Raw genomic sequence first — 17216 nt, 5'->3', positions numbered from 1 at the left:
GGCCGCCTGTCGTTCCGGTTAACGACGGGTAGGTGCACCCGTCACGGCCGGGGAGCGGGGGCCGTGACCGGCTGACGGCCCGTCGGCCCTTCCCGCTACCGTGGACACGTGACCCAGCAGGACGGTCCTCCGGCAACCCGTCAGGAACACCGCACGACCACCGTCGAACAAGGGCGTTTCTGCCTGGCCCGCTGCACCTGCGGCTGGCGAGGCCCGGCGCGCCGCGCACGCAGCCAGGCCAGAACCGACGCGGAGACCCACGCGAACGCGCCGTGACCGCACGGCCACGAGGGAACCCGGCGCGCCCCCACCCCGTCCCCACCCACGAAGAGCCCCACGGGACGGAGACCCTCACATGGACCGGCGCACCTTCCTCGGCGGGACCGCGGCCGCGGTCACCACGGTGACCACGGCCGCCTGCACGGGCGGCACGGCAGGACAGGCGGCAGCCCGGTCCTCCGGCCCCCCGCTGAAGGTCGCCTCCGCCGCCGCCCCCGCGGGCCTCGCCGCCCTCGCCCGCGACCTCGACGGCACCCTCGTCCGCCCCGGCGACGCCTCCTGGACGGCCGCACGGCAGCTGTACAACACCCGCTTCGACACCCTGAAGCCGACCGCCGTCGCCTACGTGGCGCACGCCGACGACATCCGCACCACCCTCGCGTACGCCCGCGCCCACCGCCTCACCGTCGCGATACGCAACGGCGGCCACTCCTACGCCGGCTGGTCCTCCGGCGACAACCGCCTGATCCTCGACGTCTCCAGGCTGAACCGGGTCCGCGCCTCGGGCACCTCGGCCGTGGTCGGCGCCGGCGCCAAGCTGATCGACGTCTACCGCGCCCTGGCCGCGAAGGGCACGACGATACCCGCCGGCTCCTGCCCCACCGTCGGCGTCTCCGGCCTCACCCTCGGCGGCGGCCACGGCGTGGTCTCCCGCGCCTACGGCCTGACCTGCGACAGCCTCACCGCCGCCACCCTGGTCACCGCCGACGGCCGGCAGCTCACCGCCGACGCCACGAACCACCCCGACCTGTTCTGGGCCCTGCGCGGCGCCGGCAACGGCAACTTCGGCGTCGTCACCGAGCTGCACTTCCGTACCCACCCCGCCCCGCAGGCCGTCACCGCGTACCTGAGCTGGCCGTGGTCGAAGGCGGCGGCGGTGGTGAGGGCATGGCAGGAGTGGGGCCCCTCCCAGCCCGACGAGATCTGGTCGTCCCTGCACCTGGCCAACGACACCGGCGGCACCCCGACCGTCACCGTCTCCGCCTTCTCCCTCGGCACCTACGGCGAGCTGAAGAACGCCGTCGACCGCCTCGCGCACAGCGCCGGCGCCAACGCCACCAGCGTCTCCCTGCGGCGCCGCTCCTACGAGCAGGCGATGGAGATCTACGCCGGCTGCTCGGCCTTCTCCGCCGACGCGCAGTGCCATCTGCCGGGCGCCACGCCGGGCCGCTCCCCGCAGGGCCTGCTGCACCGCGAGACGTACGCGGCCCGCTCGGACTTCTTCGACCGGTCGCTGTCACCGGCCGGCATCCAGATGCTGCTCGCGCAGATCAGGTCCGTCCGTGGCGGCACCGGCAGCTTCGCCCTGACCTCGCTGGGCGGCGCCGTCAACCGTGTCGCCCCGACCGCGACGGCCTTCGTGCACCGCCGCTCGCGCATGCTGGCCCAGTACATCGCGGCCTGGCGCGCGGGCACCCCCGGTACGGCGGCCCAGTCCTGGCTGGCCTCCGCGCACGGCGCGATGCGGCCGTACGCCTCGGGGGCGGCGTACCAGAACTACACCGATGCGACGCTGAAGGACTGGCGCGGCGCCTACTACGGCGACGCCGCGGCCCGTCTGACGCAGGTGAAGAAGACCTACGACCCGAACCGCTTCTTCACCTTCCCGCAGGCCCTGTAAGGGGCCGTCAGGCGGCCAGATCCCGTTCCTCGGTGCCGGCGGGCTGCTCGGACCGCGCGTTCGGGATCAGCGCCTCCTGCCCGCCGGTCTGCTGCCGCCGGGAGCGGATCAGCCATCCGGCCCCGGACCGCTCCACGGCCTTCGCCAGCGGCGTCAGCAGTGCCGTGGCGAGCGGCGACAGCAGCAGCGCCACGGCCGTACCGAGGGCGAAACCGCCGATGACGTCGGTCGGGTAGTGCACGCCCATGTAGACACGGCAGAAGCCCTCGAGGAGGGCGAGTGCGATGCCGGCCAGCCCGAAGCGGCGGTTGGCGACGAACAGGGCGACGCCCATGGCCATGGTGAGGGTGGCGTGGTCGCTGACGAAGGAGAAGTCGTTCTTGCCGGAGACGAGGACGTCCAGGCCCTGGTGGTCGTTGAACGGCCGCGGCCGCTGCACGAAGCCGCGGATCGGGACGTTGACGAGAACGGCGATCCCGGCCGCGAGCGGCGCCCACACCAGAGCGGCCACCGAGGAGGCGGCGTCCTGCCCGCCCCGACGCCGCACGGTCCACCAGCACCACAGCACCAGCAGGACCATGGCGAGCAGCAACCCGTACTCACCGACGAACTCCATGGCCCGGTCGAACCAGTGCGGCGCGTCCTTGGCCAGGCCGTTGATGTCGTAGAGCAGGTCGACGTCGGGGTTCGACCCGGATTCGGCGAGTCCAGCCATGGTGCTGCGGCCCCTTCGTCGTTGTCCCGGGCGCACCTCGCGTGCGCCGCTGCTGCCCACCCCCGTGGTGTGTAGACCCGCTTACGTCAGACGTGCGCTCGACTACGTCAACAGGAACGCACGGCCCCCGTTGATACGTTCCACCCTCCACCGAATGATCACGCAGACGTTATCGAAGAGAGACTCGTCGCCGCAGCTCAGGGGGTGGGTTCACAGAGGGTTCACACGGAGGTGGGGAGCGCTTTCGCGCCATCTTCGGTGACCCGGGTGGCGCCGAAGTAGTCGCCGGTGTCGATCGGGTCGAACCGGATGACGGCCCCCGTGCGCGGCGCGTCGATCATGTACCCGCCGCCGACGTAGATGCCGACGTGGTGGATGGCCCGCGAGTCGGCCGGGTCGTGCGAGAAGAACACCAGGTCCCCCGGCAGCAGTTCGTCCCGCTTGGGGTGCGGCCCCGCGTTGTACTGGTCGTTGGCGACCCGCGGCAGCGTGACGCCCACGGTCTGGTAGGCGGCCTGCGTCAGCCCCGAACAGTCGAACCGTCCGCCCTGCTCAGGCGTACCCTCCCCGCCCCACAGATAAGGCGTCCCGAGCTTCTTCTGAGCGAAGTAGATGGCCCCGGCGGCCTGTTCGGAGGGGGCGATACGGCTGACGGGCGCGGCGAAGCTGTCCTCCAGCGTGGTGATGGTCTTCACGTAGTTCTGGGTCTCCTTGTACGGCGGCACGCCCCCGTACTTGATGACCGCGTACGCGCCCGCGTTGTAGGCGGCGAGCATGTTGTGCGTGGCGTTGCCGGGGACGCTCCTGACGTCCTTGGAGAGCTCGCAGTCGTACGACGCGGCCGATGGAATCGCGTCATTCGGGTCCCAGATGTCGCGGTCGCCGTCGCCGTCGCCGTCGATGCCGTGGGTCGCCCAGGTGCCGGGGATGAACTGCGCTATCCCCAGCGCCTTCGCCGGGCTTCTGGCGGCGGGGTTGAACCCGCTCTCCTGGTAGAGCTGCGCGGCGAGCAGCGCCGGGTTGAGCGCCGGGCACAGGTTGCCCCACTTCTGCACGAGGGCCTGGTACGCGGCGGGCACGGCGCCCTTGGCCAGCGCCCGGCCGGCTCCGCCGACGCCGTTCATGAGGTTGCCGGCGATCACGTACACCCCGACGACGAGGAGCAGCACGAAGCTCACTCCTGCCGCGGCGGCGCCACCCGCCCAGAGCCACGCCTTACGCACCGTCAACCGCCCCTCACCGACCGGGAGTCCGCCCGCGCCAGTTTAGGAGCTTCCCACCCGGAATCCGGTGCAACCGAAGCTCTCGTAGTCGGTGGGGCTGCTTTTGACGTGATACAGCACCACGGTCCAGTCACCGGGGTCGTTCGTGACCGGGATGGCGTTCTCGGCCTTGCCCTGGGAGTGGCTCTGGAAGTCGTCGGGGTAGGTCAGCTCGATGAAGTCGCCGTCCCGGGTGGTCCGGTAGATGTCCAGCGGCTTGCTCGTGTAGCCGATGTTCTTGCTCTCCATGAGCAGGCCGTCGAACGGCTTGCCCGTCTCGGAGTCGATCTCGTGGGGCGGTTTCACGCCGACGGTGACGTAATAGGGGGCGGGCAGGGTGCTGAGCCAGCTCGTCTCCTTGAAACGGAAGGAGATCTTCGCTTTCGTCCGGACGGTGGCGGACTGCGGATCGGCGGCGTCGTCCACGTCCGTCTGGAGGATGTAGGGCGGGCTCACCGCGCCGATGAGCCCGCACGTGCCGATGCCGTGCGCGGCCTCGTCCGCCTTGTCGGACAGATGCCAGTAGTCGTGCGAGACCCGGTTGTCCTCGATGTACGCCGGCGGCTTCGTCTGGGCGACGGCGCTCGCGGACGGCGAGGAACCGCCGCCGCCCGTGCCCTGCGCCTGCTGCTCCCCGCCCCCGCCCAGGGTGCGCAGCGCCACCGCGGTCCCCGACCCGACCACCACGGCGACGGCCAGGGTGACGATCCACGCGGTACGCCGGCGGGGTCGCGGCCGCGGCGGCACCGCCGCGGCGGCGGCGGGACCGAGGGTGGGGACGTAGCCAGGGGTCGCCGTCGGCGTGTAGCCCGGGCCCGCGGTCGGCTGGGACGCGACCGCGGCCGCCCCGTGCCCCGCCGGCACCAGCCCCGCCGCCACGGCCGCCGGAAGGTCCCGCGGCGCGGCCTCGCCCTGGCCGCTGATGCCGGCGTAATAGGGGTCCTCGGTGAGCGCCGAGCCGACCGCGCAGCGCGCGATGACCTCGTCCAGCGCGGGGCGGCGCGCCGGGTCCTTGGCGACGCACTCCCCGATGAGCGCGGCCAGGGCCGGCTCCACACCCGCGAGGTCGATGTCCTCGTGCACCACACGGTAGGAGACGGCGTGCCCGGCGCCGCCGCCGAAGGGCGCCCGCCCGGTCACCGCGTGCGCGACGGTCGCGCCGAGCGCGAAGACGTCCGCCTCCGCGCCCGCCCGGTCGTGCGTCAGCACCTCCGGCGCGGTGTACCCGGGCGTGCCCGGGGTCAGACCCGTCTGGGTGAGCGCCGTGTCGGCCGCGCCCCGCGCGATACCGAAGTCGATGAGCAGCGGGCCCTGCGGGGAGAGGATCACGTTCTGCGGCTTGAGGTCGCGGTGCGTCACGCCGTACGCGTGGACGCTCGCCAGCGCCTCGGCCAGCGCGGCGAGCAGCCGCCGCGCACTGCCGGGCGGCACGGGCCCGTGCGCGGCCACCGCCTGGGCCAGTGTCGGGCCCGCGACGTACTCCGTGGCCAGCCACAGCGGCGACGTGTCCAGCGACGCGTCGATCAGGTTCGCCGTGTACGCGCTGCGCACGGCGCGGACGGTCTCCACCTCGCGGCGGAACCGGGCGAGGGCCTCCGGATGGTCGGTGATCTCGTCGCGGATCACCTTGATCGCCACCAGCCGGCCACCGGGCGAACGCCCGAGGTAGACCTGCCCCATCCCACCCGCGCCAAGCCGCGCGAGCAGTGTGTACGCGCCTATGTGCGCCGGATCCTGAGCCTTGAGTGCGTGCACGGACCGACCCTGCCACAAAGATCATTCACACGCATGCATTCATGACGGTCCCTCAGGACCGGAGGACGGTCACGGAACGCCCGACGCGTCCCGGTACGCCTCCGCCGCCTCCGTGCCCAGCACCACGCTGTAGGACACGTCGTCCGTGTCACCGCCGTCCTCGTGGCCGCCGAGGACGCCCACGACCCGCCCGAGCCGGTCGAGCCACGGGCTGCCGCTCGTGCCGCTGCTGAACCCGGGACAGTTGATCCGCTGCTGCGTGGGGCTGTGCCGCACCGGCTTGTTGGTGCACACCACCGGCGCCTCCTGGTCGTCGGGGTACCCGGTGACCGTCACCGTGCTCGCCCCGGTCGTCGTACCGGTGACGAACGGGTTCGCGCCGACGACGTCCTCCACGGTCTTGCCGCCGCGCGGCGCGAGCACCGCGAAGGCCACGTCGCTGTCCTCGCTGCGGCCCGCCTGCCACCCGTCCGGCAGCATCATCCGCTGCACCGGCCAGGCCCCGTAGGGCGCCTTGCCGTACCGGTAGCCCGGCACGAAGACCAGATCGCCCTCGTCCTCGCTGCCGTCACCGCTCAGGCAGTGCGCCGCGGTCACGATGAGGTCGCGGTGGGGGCTGTGCACCACGGAGGCGGTGCAGAAGTGCTCACCCTCCCAGTCGAGGGTGCCGGCGTGGAAGAGCGCCCCGATCCGGGCGCTCGGCGGAGTGGGCGCGGCCCGCACGGTCACACCGAGCGGCCGCGGCCAGGCGCGCGCGGCAGCACCGGAACACGAGGCACCGGCCAGCAGCACGAGCACACAGAAGAGCGCGCGTCTGCGAGGGCCCACGGAGCGTGAGGAGCGCTTCATCGGCGACCACTGTGACGGACGAAGGTGAGAAAATCGTCAGACGCGCTGCATCGGCTGCCGGGCGCGTCGCGGAAACCGCGGCGCCTCGGGCGAATCGACCAGGACACCGCGCACGCTTCCGACCACGACAACGGCCATGACAGGGCTGCCTCCGTCCTTCACCGCACCGACACCGCACCGCCTGCCCCGCGAACGGCCCGGTACACCTCCGGAGCACGCCGGCGCGGCAGCCCCACGCTACGACGCCGGGCCGCGCCGCGACACCCGAACGGCGCCACCCCGGTGAAAAGCGGCTCAGGCGTCCTTGCCGACCGCCGCCGGGAACGCCACGCCCGTCAGCTCCTCCGACGCCGTCCACAGCCGTCGTGCCGCCTCAGGGTCGCTCGCCGCCCGTGAGCGGCCCACCAGGGCCGGGGCGCCGCGCAGCTCGCCGAGGCCGTCGGGGCCGACGTAGCTCGCCCCGGGCAGGTCCGCCACCGCCGCGTACAGCGTCGGCAGGGCTCCGGCCCGGTCGTCCTGGGCGAAGAGACGGTTGCCGGCCTGCATGAACGCCCGCGTCACGGGGTTCCCGGCGTGGCTCTGCAAGTTGGTCGCCGCCCAGCCCGGGTGGGCCGCGAGGGCGCGCACCGGGGAGGCGGCCGCGGTCAGCCGGCGCTGGAGTTCCAGCGTGAAGAGCAGGTTGGCGAGCTTGGACTGGGCGTAGGCGCGCTGCGGGTTGTAGCGCCGCTCCAGGTTCAGGTCGTCGAAGTGGATCGCCGCCCCGGGCCAGCGGTGCGCACCGGAGGACACCGTCACGACCCGGTCGGTGACGTGCGGCAGCAGCAGGTTGGTCAGCGCGAAGTGACCCAGGTGGTTCGTGCCGAACTGGGTCTCGAAGCCGTCCTTCGTCCGGCCCCGCGGCACCATCATCACGCCCGCGTTGTTGACCAGCAGGTCCAGCGGGCCCTCCCAGCCGGTCGCGAACTCCTTCACCGAGGCGAGGTCCGCCAGGTCCAGCCGGCGCACCTCGGTGCTGCCGCGCAGGGTCGCGGCCGCGGCCCGGCCCCGTCCCTCGTCGCGTACCGCGAGGACGACGTGCGCCCCGGCCGCGGCGAGCGCGCCGGCGGTCACGAGGCCGATGCCGCTGTTGGCGCCGGTCACCACGGCCGTACGCCCGGTGAGGTCCGGCATCGCGGACACGTTCCACTTGCTCTGACTGTCAGCCATACCCTCAATGTAGGCAGTGACAACAATGCTGTCAACGACAACACCCAGGGCGGCGGATACGATGGCCGACATGCCCGCAAGCCGCCCCTACCACCACGGAGACCTGCGCGCCGCCCTCCTCAAGAGCGCCGAACGCACCCTCCGCGACAAGGGCGCCGGCGCACTCTCCCTGCGGGAACTCGCCCGCGACATCGGCGTCAGCCACGCCGCCCCGGGCCGCCACTTCAAGGACAAGCAGGCCCTGCTCGACGCCCTCGCCCTCACCGGCTACGAACGGCTCATCCAGGCCCTGCACAGCGCCGACGCCCCCGGACACCCCCTGCCGCGGCGCCTCGCCTCCCTCGCCCGCGCCTACCTCGGGTTCGCCATCGACAACCCCGAGCTGCTCGAGCTGATGTTCGCGCGCAAACACGAGCCCGACGCCCAGCTCGCCGACGCCGTCGAGCGCTCCTTCGGCTCCCTCACCCACGTGGTCGCCGACGCGCAGCAGCGCGGCGAACTCGTCGCGGGCGACCCCGAGCGCATCACCATGGTCATGGCCGCGAGCCTGCACGGCCTCGCCGCACTGGTCGCCGGCTGCGCACTCCCCGCACAGGAGGCCCTCGACGGCCTGGACGACCACGTCCACCACCTGCTGCACGGCCTCACCCCACGCCGGCCCTGACCCTGCGCCAATCCTGACCCTGCGTCACCGCGCCCGCCGCACACGGCTCCAGCGCGCAAGGGCCGCCGCGCCCCCTTCCCCTGGCCGGAGATAGCCTTCACCCTCACAGCAGTGACACGACCGCTCACCCGATCAGCCGTCAGAAACGGTCCAGGACACAAGAGGGCACAACGACGGAACCACACCACTGGTTCCGCACCGGCCTCATTGCCCGGCGTGACCTGCCGTGATACACAGAGTGACCATACGACCCCGCGCAAGGTGTTCGTACGAAACCCGCCAACGAATGACGCCAAGTCGACATACGACAGCGGCATCGTCGGCGAGAATGAGTCCTGACCTCTGCACACCGCAGGGGGACTGCGGAACTACCCAACAGGGGCGGTGACTTACATGCTCTTTGCGGCCGACAAGGGAGACATCAACACCATCATCGGCGGAATCGCTCCGGACTGGGGCCCGTTCGGCAGCCTGGGCAACGAAGCCAAGGTGATGATCGAGGTGGTGATGGCCGTCGCCATCCTGCTCTGCCTCGGCATCGCCGTCTGGGGGGCGGCCAAGCAGCGTATCGGCGCCACCGCCCTGCGGGACACCTTCAGCGCCGAACAGGGCAAGGGGCTGATCATCGCCGGGCTGACCGGGGTATTCATCATCGGCTCGCTCGGCACGCTGTTCACGATCGTGTACGGCATGGCCGTGTAGCAGGCGCGCCACCCGTTCGCCTCCGTCCTCCCTCCCGTCCCACTCACCTGTCGTGCCCACCGGCTGAGGTTGCGTTTCCCTGATGTCGAGTCACCACACCGCGCCCGCGCGGGAACCAGCACGGCTACCGTCGTACTCCTACGCGTTCCGGTACGAGGTGTTCTTGAACGACGTCGAGGGGGCGTACGCGGCATGAGTCTCGGGGACGAGCACGACGCGGCCGGCGGCTACGGCGGCAGCGGCCAGACGCGCACACGGCTGCCGGACAGCCCCGGCGACCCCTACGGCGGGGCGCGCCGCCCCGGCCGCCGCTCCTCCTCGCGGAGCATGGTCACGGTGGTCGCGGTGGTGGTCCTCCTCATCGCGGCCATCGCCTTCGCCAACCGCGGCGGGGGCGGGAGCCCGTCCGGCGCGGCGGCGGGCAACAAACCCAAGGCGGCCCCGACGGCGGCAACGGGCACACAACCGGTCCGGACGAACACCTCAGGCATCCCCACGGGCTTCGCCCACGACCAACAGGGGGCACAGTCCGCTGCGGCGAATTATTCGGTGGCGCTCGCATCGACAGACATGTTCGACGCAACCGGACGGCACGACATCGTCGGTACCGTCTACGCGCCCGACGTGGCAGCCGCCCGCCAGGCCGCCCTGGACAGCGCGTACACCAACGAGAAGTTCCTCACCAATATCGGTCTGAACAAGGACGGCACCGCGCCCAGCGGCCAGACCTTCGTGTCCCGGGCCATTCCGGTGGGCACCAAGGTCACCGCGTTCACGCCCGACAGCGCCACGGTCGAGGTCTGGTACACGTCGCTCTTCGGCCTGTCCGGCGAAGCCTCCACCAACCCGGTGTCCGAGAGCTGGTACACCACCACCTACCAACTGAAGTGGACCGCCAACGACTGGAAGATCACGGACTTCCAGCAGAAGGACGGCCCCGTGCCGGTCGGGCGCGACCAGCAAGCCTCCACCGCCGACGACATGACGAAGGCCCTTCAGGAGTACGGAGGCTTCACCTATGCGCGCTGAACACCGCTTCCTCAAGCTCACGGCAGCCGCAGCCGCCGTACAGACCAGCATGGTGCTCCTGGCCACCCGCGCCTTCGCCGCACCGAGTCCCACGCCGAGCCCGTCGGGCAGCAACGACCCCTGCGACCTCATCCGCGGCCCCGCCAAGGACTACTGCGAAAAAGGCAACGGCGCCGCCCGCGGTGGCCGTTCCGTCTCCCCCGACCCCTCTGCCACCCTCGACCCCCTCTCCTCGCTCGCCAAGGGCTGTGCCGACGCCGCGTCCTGGACCGTCGACAAGCTCAGCGTGGCCGTGAAGGAGACGGCCAACGTCGACTTCACCAACCAGAAGTTCCTCCAGCAGTACGCCGTCGTCTTCGCCGCGTCGACGATCCTCACGCTGCTGCTGTGGCTGCTGGCCGTGGCCAAGCGGGCCGTCCGCGGCGTACCCCTGAGCACCGCCATCTCCGAAGCCGTCGGCTTCCTCTGGCTCACCGTGCTCGCCTCCGCGTTCACCCCGCTGATCCTCTACACCGTCGTCTCCGCGGCCGACGGCGTCAGCGACGTGCTCGCCAGGACCACCGGAAACCAGGCCGACACGTTCTTCGGCACCTTCTCCGCCGCCCTGAAGAAGGGCGACGACATCGGCGGTGGCCCGATCATGCTGATCGTCGTCTCCCTGGTCAGCATCCTCGCCGCCGGCGTCCTGTGGCTGGAACTCGTCATCCGCGCCGCCCTGCTGTACGTCGGCGCCCTGCTCGGCACCGTCGTCTACTCCGGCCTCGTCGACAAGAACATGTGGGGCCACGTCCGCCGCTGGGCCGGCATCATGATCGCGGTCATCCTCGTGAAGCCGGTCATCGTGATCGTGCTCGGACTGGCCGGCGCCCTGTCCTCCGGCGACGGCCCCAACGCGTTCTCCGCCGTCGTCTCCGGCCTCGCGATCATCCTGCTCGCCATCTTCGCCTCGGCGATGATCTACCGCTTCGTCCCCGGCTTCGGCGACGAGATCGTCAACTCCCGCAACAACCGCCTCATGCAGGGCGCCGAAGGCAAGGCCGCCGCCGTCATCAGCTCCCCGGCCAGCCTCGTCGCCCAGGGCATCAAGACGCACAGCACCCGCGCCGACAGCAACGGCGGCCAGGCCGCCGGATCCTCGTCCAGCACCCCACGCCAGGCCAACCCCGCCTCCGGCGGCGTCGCCGCGCACAGCGCGCGCACCTCGACCGGTGGTGGCGGCGGAACTGTCCCCTCCGCCGCTCCCCCGCCCCGCGCGAGCAGCCCCGTCAACACCCCGCACGCCAGCAACACCCGCAACAGCAGTACCAACCGCACGGGAGGTGAAGGGCGTTGACGACCGAGTCCCACGTGTCCCATCCGGTCACGCCCCGCCGTACATATCTGATCGGCCGCGCCCGGCCGAACGCCATCGTCGGACGCAACCGCGAACCCGGCGAGCTCGCGCTGATCATCGTCGGCGCGTTCCTCGGCATGATGTGCGGGCTCCTCGTCCCCGTCCTGTCCCTGCGCATCGTGCTGCTCATGGGCTTCCCGCTGCTCGCGCTGGCCGCGGTCTACGTGCCGTACAAGCGACGCACGTTCTACAAGTGGTTCGAGATCAACCGCAGCTACAAGCGGACCCTGAAGCAGGGCGCCACCTACCGCTCCGGCGCCGTCGAGGCCGGCACCCGGCTCGACGGCAAGGAGATCGAGGTCGGCCCGCCGCCCGGCATCGGCCGTATCAACTGGCTCGCGGCCCCCTTCGGCCCCGACGAGATCGCCGTCCTGCTGCACGCCGACCGCAGAACCGTCACCGCGGCCATCGAGATCGAGGGCCCCGGCGTCGGCCTGCGCGACAGCGAGGACCAGGAAGCCCTCGTCGACCGCTTCGGCACGCTGCTCAAGCACGTCGCCAACGGCGACGGCTTCGTCACCCGCCTGCAGATGCTCGCCCGCACCCTGCCCGCCGACCCCGACGCCCACGCCAAGGACGTCGCCGTCCGCGGCGACGACAAGGCGCCGCGCTGGCTGCGGCAGTCCTACGAGCAGCTGCAGTCGATGGTGTCCACGTCCAGCGAGCAGCACCGCGCCTACCTCGTCGCCTGCATGCACTACACCCGCGACCTGGCCGCCGAGGCCAACGCCATGGCCCGCGCCGCCCGCGCGCACGGCGGCAAGGCCGACCGCGACGCCGGCCTCGCCGTCGTCATGGCCCGCGAGCTGACCGACATCTGCTCGCGCCTTCAGGAGGCCGACATCCGCGTCCGCCAGCCCCTCGGCCAGGGCCGGCTCGCCTCCCTCATCCACTCCATGTACGACCCGGACCACCCGATCGACCACATCCAGGCGATGACCAAGCGCAACGCCTGGCCCGCCGAACTGGACGCCCGCGAGCCCACCTTCCTGCAGGCCAAGACCCGCGAGTCCTCCACCCGCGCGCCCTGGTGCCACGCCACCGCCTGGGTCAAGGAGTGGCCGATGACCCCGGTCGGCGTGAACTTCCTCGCGCCCCTGCTCGTCCACACCCCCGACGTCATCCGGACCGTCGCCGTCACGATGGACCTCGAACCCACCGAGGTCGCCATCGAGCGCATGCTGACCGAGAAGACCAACGACGTCGCCGAGGCCTCCCGCGCCGCCAAGATGAACCGCACCGTCGACCCGCGGGACATCGCCGCCCACAACCGCCTCGACCAGCGCGGCGAGGACCTCGCCAGCGGCGCCGCCGGAGTGAACCTGGTCGGCTACATCACCGTGTCGTCCCGCTCCCCGGAGGCACTCGCCCGCGACAAGCGCACCATAAGGGCCTCGGCAGGAAAGTCGTATCTGAAGCTGGAGTGGTGCGACCGCGAGCACCACCGCGCCTTCGTGAACACACTTCCGTTCGCCACCGGCATCCGAAGGTAGGGGCTGATTCGCCGATGCGGGATCCGCTGTCCGTCCTCACCGACGCCTTCACGTCCTTCCTCTTCGGGAAGGTCGAGACGACCCGGCTGCCCGTGCGCACCTCCACGGGCCAGGCCCAGGCGGTCTACCTGCCGACCGCCGCCCCCGGCCTCGGCGACTCCGGCGTCATCATCGGCCGCGAGGTCTACTCCGGAAAGGGCTACATCTACGACCCGTTCCAGCTCTACGGCCAGCAGCTCCCGGCGCCGCACTGGCTCGTCCTCGGCGAGTCCGGCAACGGCAAGTCCGCCCTGGAGAAGACGTACGTCCTGCGCCAGCTGCGCTTCCGCGACCGCCAGGTCGTCGTCCTGGACGCCCAGGGCGAGGACGGCGTCGGCGAGTGGAACCTGATCGCGCAGGAGCTGGGGATAACGCCCATCCGGCTCGACCCGACGGCCGCCCTGGACCACGGCATCCGCCTCAACCCGCTGGACCCGGCGATCACCACCACCGGCCAGCTGGCCCTGCTGCGCACGATCATCGAGGTGGCGATGGGTCACGGCCTGGACGAACGCTCCGGCTTCGCCCTCAAGGTCGCCCACTCCTACGTCAACGAGACCATCGTCGACCGCCAGCCGGTCCTGTCCGACATCGTCGAGCAGCTGCGCCACCCCGAGCCGGAGTCGGCGGAGGCGATGAACGTCGCCATAGACGACGTCCGGGCGTGGGGTCTGGACGTCGCCCTGGTGCTCGACCGTCTGGTCGACGGTGACCTGCGCGGCATGTTCGACGGCCCGACCACGGTCGGCATCGACCTCGACGCCCCGCTGATCGTTTTCGACCTCTCCCACATCGACCGCAACTCCATCGCCATGCCCATCCTCATGGCGATCGTCGGCGTGTGGCTGGAGCACACCTGGATCCGCCCCGACCGCAAGAAGCGCATCTTCCTCGTCGAAGAGGCCTGGCACATCATCAACAGCCCCTTCGTGGCCCAGCTGTTCCAGCGCCTGCTGAAGTTCGGCCGCCGTCTCGGCCTGTCCTTCGTCGCGGTCGTCCACCACCTGTCCGACGTCGTCGACGGCGCGGCCGCGAAGGAAGCCGCGGCGATCCTGAAGATGGCCTCGACCCGCACGATCTACGCCCAGAAGGCCGACGAGGCCCGCGCCACCGGCCGCGTCCTCGGGCTGCCCCGCTGGGCGGTGGAGATCATCCCGACGCTCACCCCCGGCATCGCGGTCTGGGACGTCAACGGCAACGTCCAGGTGGTCAAACACCTGATCACCGAGGCGGAACGCCCGCTGGTCTTCACCGACCGCGCGATGACCGAGTCCTCCCTCGACCACGACGCCCTGCGCGCCGCGGAGCTGGAGGCCGAGGAACGGGCGGCGGCGTTCATGGAGGAGCACCTGGCCGACGTGGACGGCTCGTCCGAGTCGACGGTGGCCTAGGCAGACAAGGACGGGCAGCCATGAGACCGGGTGACGAGCGCGACGGCCGCCGGGACAACCAGGGCGGCATCCCCGACGGCCTCCTCGTCGGCATACTCGCGTTCCTGCTCGGCATGACCCTGCTGGTCTGGACGGCGACCGGCCTGGCCGGTCTCTTCACCCACGGCGCCTGGCCCGCGGCGGTCACTTTCACCCGTACGCCGCAGGCCATGCGCCATCTCATCGGGCAGCCCCACGACATCCCCGGCGCCTGGCCGGACACCCCGGCCGGCGAACTCTCCGGCTACGGCCTGTTCTGGGGCCTGTTCATCGGCCAGCTGATGGTGCTGTTCGTCCTGACGGTCTTCGTCATGGGCACAGTGGCCCGCTGGCGCGCCGGACGGGCCGGACGCCGGACGGCGGCGAAAGCACCGGCCCGTACGACGCCGACGCCGGCGGACGTACGGGAGGTCCCCGCCCCCCGCGCGGAACCGGAACAGCCGGAACCGCTCCCGCCCCTCCTGGAGGCGCAGCCCGAACCCGGTGGCCCGCCGCCCCACGCCTCACCGGTGACCGGCTGGGAGACCCCGGAGGGCCCGGTCCACTACGCCCCCCGGGAAAGCCGCCGGCTCACGGCCGTGCAGGCCGTACGGGACGCCGAGGGCCCCCTTCTGGTCGTCACGTCGAATCCGGCCGTCTGGCAGGACACCAAGGACGCCCGGGCCAAGCTCGGCCCCACCCACCTCTACGACCCGGCGCACCTGTGCGACACCCCGTCCCGGCTGCACTGGTCCCCCACCACCGGCTGCGAGGACAAGCGCACGGCGAAGAACAGAGCCGCCGCCCTCCTCGCCCCCGTCCGCCCCACCTCGCGCCTGGACCAGACGGTCAGCGAGACCGCGGAAACCCTCCTGCGCAGCTATCTGCACGCCGCCGCCGTCGACGGCCGCACCCTGCGCCACGTCCACCGCTGGTCGCAGGGCACCCAGATCCAGGACGCCGTCCGCGTTCTGCGGACGAGCCCGAAGGCCGCCGCCGGATCCGCCGGCGAGCTGGAGGCCGCGCTCACCGCCCACCCCGAGCGCCGTGACATGGCCCAGGAGCTCCTCGCACGCGCCCTGTCCGCCCTGTCCACGGTCAACATCCGCGAGGCATGCACACCCAACCGAAGTGATGCGCTCGCCTTGGATTCCTTCGTCGACGAAGGGGGCAGTCTTTATGTGGTGGGCGAATCCCTCGAGGACCCCAGGACAGACCCGGGCGCGATGCCCTTCCTGACGGCCCTCGTCTCGAGCGTGGTCGAGCACGGCCGGCGCATGGCCGAACGGTCATCCTCCGGTCGGCTCGACCCACCATTCACGCTCGTCCTCGACGACATCGCCGCCGTCGCCCCGCTTCCCCAGCTCCCCGAGCTGCTGGCGCGCGGCGCCGCTCAGGGCCTGCCGGCCCTGGCCCTGCTCCGCTCCCGCGAACAGGCCCGCTCCCGCTGGCCGCACGACGAACTGCCGGTGTGAGGAGAAGGTCAGCCCTTCTCCAGCACGAACTCGAGCTCCTGCTTCCCTGGCGCCCCGGCCACCGGCACGGTCACCCCGGTCGGCAGGAACCCGGCCTTGCGGTAGAAGCCCTGGGCCCGCTTGTTGTCCTCGTGCACGATCAGCCGCACCCGCTCGACACCGATGCCCCACGCCCACTCCAGCGCGGCGTCGAACAGCGCCTTCGTCAGCCCGGTCCCACGATGCTCGGGCCGCACATAGACGCCGACGACATGGCCCTGCCGCCGCTCCACGTCGTACCCGGCCCAGTCGGTCGTCCCGGCCTCCTCGACCAGCACGGTCACCGAGCCGGCCCACTGTCCGTCGGCCCCTTCGGCGACGAACTGCCGGGCCCCGGTGCCGCCCTCGCCCGAGCCGGCCGCCCGTTCCTGCCAGAAGGCGTCGGACCGCTCCACCGCCTCCTCGTAGGTGTCGAGGAAGGCAAGGTGCGCGAGCGGGTCCCGCAGGGCGGCCAGCCGCAGTTCCTTCACGGCCTGCCACTCATCGGCGCGTATGGGGCGGATGGCGAGGTCATCGCTGATCAGGGGTTCCATGCGGTCACCGTAGCCAGCAACCGCCGGGCCCACACCTCATATTCGGCGGCGGCTGTCAGTGGCGGCGCCTACTGTGAAGCCCCATGACGACTCTGCCCGACAGACCCCACACCGCAATCCTCGTCATCGACGTCCAGAACGGCGTGGTGGCCGAGGCCCACGACCGCGACGCCGTCGTGGCGAACATCCGCACGGTCACGGACAAGGCCCGCGCAGCCGCCGTACCGGTGATCTGGGTACAGCACTCCGACGACGACCTGGAGTACGGCAGTAAGAGCTGGGAGTACGTCCCCGAGCTGATCCGCCGTGACGACGAGCCGCTCGTCCACAAGAAGTACGGTGACTCCTTCGAGGAGACCGACCTGGAAGCCGTGCTCGCGGCCCACAAGGTGGGCCGGCTGGTGATCACGGGCGCCCAGACGGACGTCTGTATCCGCTCGACCCTGCACGGCGCGATCGCCCGCGGCTACGACGCGACGCTGGTCGCCGACGCCCACACCACGGAAGACCTGACGAAGTACGGGGCGCCGGCCCCGGAGCTGGTCATCGCGCACACCAACCTGTACTGGCAGTGGCACGAGGCCCCCGGCCGAAAGGGCGGTACGACGACCACGGAGGAACTGACTTTCTGAGAGGCCGAAAGAGCCTCGCTGAAAACGCGTCCGGAAACGCAGAAAACCCCCGCATCCGAAGATGCGGGGGTTTTCCCAAGAATTGTTCGGCGGTGTCCTACTCTCCCACAGGGTCCCCCCT

The 17216-nt window shown here is 71.4% G+C and carries 16 protein-coding genes; 10 read left to right on the top strand and 6 right to left on the bottom strand.

Translation table 11 applies throughout. The features are described from left to right. The first annotated feature begins 108 nt into the window (after window positions 1-108). Complete coding sequence (locus tag ACZ64A_RS20675; RefSeq protein WP_469811944.1) at window positions 109-276, top strand: hypothetical protein; 168 nt, start codon at window positions 109-111, stop codon at window positions 274-276. 79 nt (window positions 277-355) lie between these two features. Next, window positions 356-1900 carry an FAD-binding oxidoreductase gene (locus tag ACZ64A_RS20670; protein ID WP_469811943.1) on the top strand — a complete coding sequence of 515 codons (1545 nt, stop codon included), beginning with the start codon at window positions 356-358 and terminating at the stop codon, window positions 1898-1900. A gap of 7 nt (window positions 1901-1907) precedes the next feature. On the opposite strand, the gene ACZ64A_RS20665 is transcribed toward ACZ64A_RS20670, so the two are convergent. From ACZ64A_RS20665 to ACZ64A_RS20645, 5 genes are all read right to left on the bottom strand, one after another. Continuing rightward, window positions 1908-2615, bottom strand: a complete 708-nt coding sequence (locus ACZ64A_RS20665; protein ID WP_469811941.1) for a phosphatase PAP2 family protein — start codon at window positions 2613-2615, stop codon at window positions 1908-1910. Window positions 2616-2836: 221 nt separating this feature from the next. Further along, a complete protein-coding gene (locus ACZ64A_RS20660) occupies window positions 2837-3844 on the bottom strand; it encodes a C40 family peptidase (protein WP_469811940.1) in 1008 nt (335 codons plus the stop codon). A 36-nt stretch (window positions 3845-3880) separates the two neighbouring features. Then, complete coding sequence (locus ACZ64A_RS20655) at window positions 3881-5632, bottom strand: serine/threonine-protein kinase (protein WP_469811939.1); 1752 nt, start codon at window positions 5630-5632, stop codon at window positions 3881-3883. 69 nt (window positions 5633-5701) lie between these two features. Further along, complete coding sequence (locus ACZ64A_RS20650; protein WP_469811938.1) at window positions 5702-6481, bottom strand: trypsin-like serine peptidase; 780 nt, start codon at window positions 6479-6481, stop codon at window positions 5702-5704. Between the two features lie 294 nt (window positions 6482-6775). Continuing rightward, window positions 6776-7687, bottom strand: coding sequence for an oxidoreductase (locus ACZ64A_RS20645; protein ID WP_469811937.1), 912 nt, complete (start codon window positions 7685-7687; stop codon window positions 6776-6778). Between the two features lie 61 nt (window positions 7688-7748). Between ACZ64A_RS20645 and ACZ64A_RS20640 the strand changes: the two genes are divergently transcribed. The 7 genes from ACZ64A_RS20640 (at window position 7749) to ACZ64A_RS20610 (ending at window position 15891) form a co-directional block, all read left to right on the top strand. Further along, a complete protein-coding gene (locus ACZ64A_RS20640) occupies window positions 7749-8351 on the top strand; it encodes a TetR/AcrR family transcriptional regulator (protein WP_469811935.1) in 603 nt (200 codons plus the stop codon). Between the two features lie 393 nt (window positions 8352-8744). After that, complete coding sequence (locus ACZ64A_RS20635) at window positions 8745-9053, top strand: hypothetical protein (RefSeq protein ID WP_014673544.1); 309 nt, start codon at window positions 8745-8747, stop codon at window positions 9051-9053. A gap of 192 nt (window positions 9054-9245) precedes the next feature. Next, window positions 9246-10082 carry a DUF8175 domain-containg protein gene (locus ACZ64A_RS20630; RefSeq protein WP_469811933.1) on the top strand — a complete coding sequence of 279 codons (837 nt, stop codon included), beginning with the start codon at window positions 9246-9248 and terminating at the stop codon, window positions 10080-10082. Beyond that, entirely contained in the window at window positions 10072-11415 is a 1344-nt protein-coding gene (locus ACZ64A_RS20625) for a hypothetical protein (protein ID WP_469811932.1), read from the top strand. The genes ACZ64A_RS20630 and ACZ64A_RS20625 overlap by 11 nt, the downstream gene beginning before the upstream one ends. Continuing rightward, on the top strand, window positions 11412-12968 hold the full coding sequence (locus ACZ64A_RS20620) for an SCO6880 family protein (protein ID WP_469811931.1): 1557 nt from the start codon (window positions 11412-11414) through the stop codon (window positions 12966-12968). The genes ACZ64A_RS20625 and ACZ64A_RS20620 overlap by 4 nt, the downstream gene beginning before the upstream one ends. A 14-nt stretch (window positions 12969-12982) precedes the next feature. Further along, a complete protein-coding gene (locus ACZ64A_RS20615; RefSeq protein WP_469811930.1) occupies window positions 12983-14398 on the top strand; it encodes an ATP-binding protein in 1416 nt (471 codons plus the stop codon). Between the two features lie 20 nt (window positions 14399-14418). Next, on the top strand, window positions 14419-15891 hold the full coding sequence (locus ACZ64A_RS20610; RefSeq protein ID WP_469811929.1) for a type IV secretory system conjugative DNA transfer family protein: 1473 nt from the start codon (window positions 14419-14421) through the stop codon (window positions 15889-15891). Window positions 15892-15899: 8 nt separating this feature from the next. Here ACZ64A_RS20610 and ACZ64A_RS20605 read toward each other — a convergent pair whose 3' ends face one another. Next, on the bottom strand, window positions 15900-16463 hold the full coding sequence (locus tag ACZ64A_RS20605; protein ID WP_469811928.1) for a GNAT family N-acetyltransferase: 564 nt from the start codon (window positions 16461-16463) through the stop codon (window positions 15900-15902). Between the two features lie 83 nt (window positions 16464-16546). Here ACZ64A_RS20605 and ACZ64A_RS20600 point away from each other — a divergent pair, with 83 nt between their 5' ends. Further along, a complete protein-coding gene (locus tag ACZ64A_RS20600) occupies window positions 16547-17095 on the top strand; it encodes an isochorismatase family protein (RefSeq protein ID WP_469811926.1) in 549 nt (182 codons plus the stop codon). The last annotated feature ends 121 nt before the right edge of the window (window positions 17096-17216 follow it).

It is taken from the genome of Streptomyces sp. NPDC104814, from assembly GCF_055583185.1.
The sequence above is the reverse complement of the archived record's forward strand: the minus strand, read 5'-3'. Positions and strand labels throughout refer to the sequence as shown.